Consider the following 4624-nt stretch of genomic DNA (forward strand, 5'->3'; position numbering starts at 1 on the left):
GACGATAAATAGGATATTGCCGTCGTCCTGAAGCAGTCGCGCAGCGTCGAGCAAGACATGCAAGGCTTGTTTCGCGCCGATGTGTCCTGAGTAGAGCACCACAAACGTGCGGTCATCAATTTCCAATTGTCGGCGATACGGATTCTGGCCCTCGTAGTGGGTCGGACTGATAGCCCGAATGTCCAACCAGTTGCGGATCACTTCGACATCTTCCGAATCGACCCCCTTCTGAATAAGGGCTGAGCGCATTTTTCCAGATATCGTGATGATCCGGTCAAACCTACGCAAAAGAAACCGCTCGAATACCTCACCAACTTTCCTGAGCCAGCGACCCTTGAGGTGTCCAACCCGAAACGCCGCGTCGACCTCAAGGTCCTGCACATGCAGAAACGTGCGCGCGCCAATCAATTTCGCAAGGAGAACGGGGACAGGCGACGCCAAGAGCGTTGGCTCGACGCAAAGCACCACATTTGGACGGAATCTCAACATGCGCCAAAGCAGGATTGGCGCGGCGCTCAAAGCGAAGCTGAGTGGCGCGATCATTCGCCATGCGCCTCCCGAATTTCGCTTCACAATGATCGGACAATGGGTGACGCGGACGTCATTGAGTGTTTCTATTGCGTAACGCCACGCGCGGAACGGAGGGCGCACTTGCCATCCCGGATAATGCGGAACGGCGGAGATTACTTCGACAACATATCCTCGCTTAGCCATGTATTCAGCGAGTTCGCTGGTGTATTTGGCGCAACCGATCGGCTCAGGTACATAATTGATGGCTTGAATAAGCAAGTGGATCGGAGGACGTGGCGATCGCAACGAGTTCTCGGCATTTCGACGGCTGTTAAATCGCATAATCATTGCAGACTCCGTTTTTTCGGCGAGACCGTTCTTAAGAGGCGAAAAGCGATGGTCGGACTTCCACTCGAAAAGGCCCTTTCGGGCCACTGATTCCGCTGCAAAGGACGAATGCACGAAGTTTGAAAATCCGTTATTGGAGAGGGACATGCGCCGGAGATGTGTCGAATTGGGAATGCTTATGGCGATGACGATATTCCTGTCATCATCTAGCGCGCATGCCGCTGCGCCTGACTTTTATGTCGCACTCGACGGCAATGATTCTTGGTCGGGACGTCTCGCCGCAGCCGCTTCGAACGGCATGGACGGTCCGCTCGCCACGATGAAGCGAGCTCAGGAACTCGTGGCGCTGGAGCGTCAACGGCGCCCGCGTCGCGATGGGCCGATTACGGTCGCCTTGCGAGGCGGGGTCTATTACCTTGACGAACCTGTCGTATTTGCTCCGAAAGATTCAGGCTCGGAAAATTCGCCAACGATATACGAAGCTTTCGAAGGCGAGCAAGTCACGCTAAGCGGCGGCCGCAAAATCAGCGACTGGCGTGTCGCGCAGGACGGTTGTTGGCACAAGACCCTTGCGGCTGTTCGCGCCGGAACGTGGTCGTTCAGCCAGCTCTTTGTCAACGGGCGACGGCGCTTTCGCCCACATCTTCCGAAATCCGGATATTTCAAAATTGCGCGAAAAGTGAGTAAGCAGGAATTCGAGTTCCAAGGAAACGACCTGCGCAGCGATTGGCCCGATCTTCATGATGTGGAAATTCTCGCTTTTCACGACTGGGAGGCTTCGCGTTTGCGCATAAAGTCGATCGACGCGGCGCGACACCATGTGACTTTCACAGGGCCCAGCACGACAGAGTTCGTCGAAGGAAACCGCTATTTGGTGGATAATGCACCAGCGACGCCACTCCAGCCAGGCGAATGGCGTCTCGACGCAGCGCACGGCGAACTTATCTATGCGCCCATGAAAGGGGAAACGCCGGATCAGTCGGAAGTCATCGCGCCCCTGCTGGAGCGGTTGCTCGTGTTTCAAGGCGATTTAATGCGAAGGCATTGGGTGGAGCATATCCAATTCCGCGGCCTTGGCTTTGCTCATGCCAACTGGATTTTGCCGTCGGCAGGGCAGTCGTTCGGGCAAGCGGAGATCGGACTAAAGGCCGCGATTGTCGCTTACGGAACTCGTCACCTCACCTTCAGGAATTGTGCGCTGCGTCACGTCGGCGGCTATGCAATTGCGTTCGGCGTGGGGTCGCAGAATAACGCGATCGAAAATTGCGAATTCGACGACCTCGGTGGCGGTGGCGTGAAGATCGGCTACGCCATCGAAGGAACGTGGCAAAACATTTTACGCCTTCCTTCCGATCCCGATTTCGAAGCATCACACAATATCTTGCGGGATTGCCTCATTGCCCATGGCGGACGCCTGCACCCCGGCGCCGTCGCCGTCTGGATCGGGCAAGCGTCATACAACTCCGTAGAGCACAACGACATCGTCGATTTTTATCAAATCGGCATTTCGGTCGGTTGGACCTGGGGCTACGGCCCCAGCGCCGCTCATCACAATGACGTCGGCTTCAACCGGGTGCGCGCGATCGGCCAGGGCGTGACCTCCGATCTCGGTGGCATTTATACGCTAGGCAAACAACCGGAGACCATCATCCACGATAACTACGTGGCCGACATCCGCTCATTCGCTTATGGCGGTTGGGGCCTTTATGCCGATGAAGGGTCGAGCGACATTCGATTTGAGCGGAATTTCGTAATCGGCGCCCAAAGCGGCGGCTACTTCCAGCATTACGGAGCGGACAACCGCGTCGCCAACAATATTTTCGTTGAGGGCGGCGATTGCCAGCTGCACGGAACGCAAAATGGCGCCGACGCTGGCTATGTGTTCGAGCGAAACATCGTTTATTGGAACAATTCGAGTCCGCTGTTTTGTGGCGCCTCCGGCTCTTCACTGGGCTCAACCGATGCGGTGGTTATGGACCGCAATTTATATTGGCGCGCCAACGGAGACGATGCCTTCTTTCCTGGAAGTCTCGAAATCAATTCTTGGCGGCGTGCGAGCCGGCGGGACAGGCAATCGATTGTTGCGGACCCTCTTTTCGCGAATGCGCCGAAAGGAGATTTCCGCCTCCTTCCAGCGACGCCGTCGCATGACATCGGCTTCGAGCCCTTCGATGCTGAGAGCGCCGGCAGGCGGCAGCCTGGGAACGCGAATGAGGAAACGTCGCCGCGAGTCTTCCCCTAGTGCATTGAGGCAAACATAGGATTCACAAAATCTCGGAGGCATGCGAGTCTGCGACCATGGCCCAGACAGTCAACATCCTCTTGAGCGCCACAGACGCCGATCGCCTGAAGCAGATCATCGGCGATCGCAACCGTTCCCTCAAACACGTGCAGCGCGCCAAAATCGTGCTTTTTTCCGGCGACCGATTGCCGGTGTTGGAAATGGCGCGCCGCGCTGGCGTCAGCTGTCGTCGCGCGGATTGTTGCTTTGACTTGCACCGAACCTCCTGGGGCCGTCACCCATTGGACCGGAAGGGCCATGGCGAAAGCCGCCGGCGTGTCGCAGAGTTCTGTTCAGCGCATTTGGAACGCCCATCGTCTCCAACCTCATCGCCTGCGCACATTTAAGCGGTCCAACGATCCGGCCTTCGCCGCCAAAGTCGAGGACATTGTCGGCCTTTACATGGACCCGCCGGCTCACGCGGTCGTCGTCTCGATCGATGAAAAAACCAGATCCAGGCTCTCGACCGCACTCCGCCCGGGCTCCCGTTGAAGCCAGGCAAATGCGGGACCATGACCCATGACAACAAGCGCAACGGCACGACCACCCTGTTCGCCGCGCTCGACGTTCTCCACGGCACTGTCGTTGGGCATTGCATGCCCCATCATCGCCATCAGGAATTCGTCAAATTTATCAACGCCGTCGAGCGCGCCGTTCCCGCCGGAAGGGTCATCCACGCTGTCGTCGACAACTATGCTACGCACAAGCACCCGAAGGTCCTCGAATGGCTGGCCGAAAATCCCCGTTGGACATTTCATTTCACACCAACATCGGCCTCTTGGCTCAACGCTGTCGAAAATTTCTTTTCCGTACTGACCCGCAGGGCCATTCGGCTCGGCGTCTTCAAGCCCGTCGCCGACCTTCAGGACGCCATTCGCGCCTATATTCGGCGTCACAACGACGATCCTAGGCCCTTCGTTTGGACAAAACCCGCAGAAACCATCCTTGCAAAGCTCAGGCGACTGCCTGAACCATCAGACTCACTCGGTTCACTAGATGGAGGCCCGCCGGGGGACGAAATCAGAGCAGGGTCGCGCGCCAGTCCTCCTCTTCGATCACGATCTTTCGGTGTGCGTCGACGTCGGTTGAAACGCGCTCGCGGCTTGAACGCCGCCAGACGACAATCGTTTCTTTCCCCAAGGCTCTTACGCCCGAATGAAACGGAAGCTCATCCGTTTCCGCCGGAACCGTGCGCGCGAACCAGCGCTGGAAACTCTTCCGCCGATCAAGCTCCTCCCCATAGACGGGGTTTTCATAGACGAAAAACATTTCGTGCTCGGCCTGCGGGATTGATTCGAGTCGGTCCAGCACAAGCTTCAGAGTCGGGAGGCCAAAGGAATGGCAAAGGAATACGACCAATGCGCCAGGCGGGAACTGAAAAGCAAGCGCGTTGCCGCAGGCCACGACCGGTGGGGTTTTGAGCCTTTCTTGCAATTGCGGCGCCCTGAAGTTGCGGCGTGCAATTTGACAAAGACCAGGCGACAT

The 4624-nt window shown here is 57.2% G+C and carries 3 protein-coding genes and 1 pseudogene; 2 read left to right on the forward strand and 2 right to left on the reverse strand.

Annotation, left to right across the window (positions count from 1 at the left end; genetic code table 11):
- On the reverse strand, positions 1-1005 hold a 1005-nt coding region (locus ACLP2E_RS18080), incomplete at its 3' end, for a WcaI family glycosyltransferase (RefSeq protein ID WP_442466727.1).
- A gap of 151 nt (positions 1006-1156) precedes the next feature.
- On the opposite strand from ACLP2E_RS18080, the gene ACLP2E_RS18085 reads away from it, so the two are divergent.
- The gene (locus ACLP2E_RS18085; RefSeq protein WP_442466728.1) at positions 1157-3100 is read left to right on the forward strand and encodes a right-handed parallel beta-helix repeat-containing protein; all 1944 of its coding nucleotides are present in this window, start codon (positions 1157-1159) and stop codon (positions 3098-3100) included.
- A 56-nt stretch (positions 3101-3156) separates the two neighbouring features.
- Positions 3157-4119, forward strand: a pseudogene (locus tag ACLP2E_RS18090) (IS630 family transposase); the annotation flags it as partial.
- A 40-nt stretch (positions 4120-4159) separates the two neighbouring features.
- Here ACLP2E_RS18090 and ACLP2E_RS18095 read toward each other — a convergent pair.
- Positions 4160-4624 (reverse strand): hypothetical protein (locus ACLP2E_RS18095; protein WP_442466729.1); only part of this gene is annotated, 465 nt, incomplete at its 5' end.

Origin of the sequence: Rhodoblastus sp., assembly GCF_052145335.1 — a bacterium.
Lineage (GTDB): Bacteria > Pseudomonadota > Alphaproteobacteria > Rhizobiales > Beijerinckiaceae > Rhodoblastus.

Coding starts and splice junctions, on each gene's coding strand:
- ACLP2E_RS18085 (WP_442466728.1), top strand. CDS start 1,157: ATGGACGGTCCGCTCGCCACGATGAAGCGAGCTCAGGAACTCGTGGCG.